1 pseudogene is annotated in these 1,003 nt (G+C 75.2%); it reads left to right on the top strand.

What is annotated here, in order from left to right:
• Positions 1 to 347: 347 nt before the first annotated feature.
• Positions 348 to 734: pseudogene (locus tag ACFSL4_RS13705) on the top strand (ATP-binding protein); the annotation flags it as partial.
• Between the last annotated feature and the right edge of the window lie 269 nt (positions 735 to 1,003).

Raw genomic sequence — 1,003 nt, 5'->3', positions numbered from 1 at the left:
CCCCGCCGGGGCCCGCTCCGGGCGGGCCGCCCGCCGCCACCGGCGGTGTCTGTCCGAAGGCGCGATCCGTCACCATATGTATGTATGTCATGGCTCGCGCCTCCCGGAGCCCGGCAGTGCAGACATGGCGCATGGTCCGACTTCTTCGAGGCGGTCCTGAGCCGTGAGGAGCCGGAGGCGGCGACCGGTCTGCGCCGCACGGCGTCGAGCGGGATCCGGCCGGACGCCCCGCTCCGCCCGGTGGGCGAGCGGATCCGCGTCGGGGGTCCTCGCCGCAGGCCCTCGCCTCACCGGCGGCCGGGCCGTCCTCGAACCCGCCTCGGCGATGCGCCGGACCCGGCCCGGGCACCTGCGCCCTGGCAGCCGACCGGGGCGCCCGGTGGGAGGTGCCGACGCAGCCGGCTGCGGTCGGGGAGGTGCGCCAGCGGTGACACGGCGGCTGGCGGAGTGGGGGCTGGAGGAGCCGGCGTTCACGACGGAGCTGATCCTCAGCGAGCTGGTCACCAACGTGCTCCGTCGTGGCAGCGCCCCCGTCCGCGTCCGTGCGCCGCGCCACCGCAGTCCGGTCTGCGAGGTCTTCGACGGCAGCAGCACCTCCCCCCATCCGCGCTGTGCGGCCATGACGGACGAGGGCGGACGCGGCCTGTTCCCGGTCGCCCAGGTCGCCGAACAACTGGGGCACCCGCTACACGCCGACGGGCGAGGTCGGCTGGGCCGAGCAGCCGCTGCCCTGAGGTCCGTCGCCGGACCCGAATCCCATCCGCGGACCCGGCCGCCGGGCGCGGAAGCACCGCTTGATGGGTACCCATCGAGCACTGAATCTGATAGGAAACTTTACTATCAGATCAAGCCACCCCCCATTCACTGGAGTCCCCATGGTGCACCCGTCCCCCGGCGCGGCAGGCCCAGGCGCCACCCCGCGCCGCACCGTCCTCGCCCTGGCCGGCGCGTCCCTGGCGGCGGCCCCCCTCCTGCTGCGCTCCGGGCACGCCTCGGCGGCACC

Source organism: Streptomyces caeni, from assembly GCF_042678285.1.
GTDB classification, from domain to species: domain Bacteria; phylum Actinomycetota; class Actinomycetes; order Streptomycetales; family Streptomycetaceae; genus Streptomyces; species Streptomyces caeni.
Note: the sequence above shows the minus strand (reverse complement) of the source record. Positions and strands in the feature narration are given on the sequence as shown.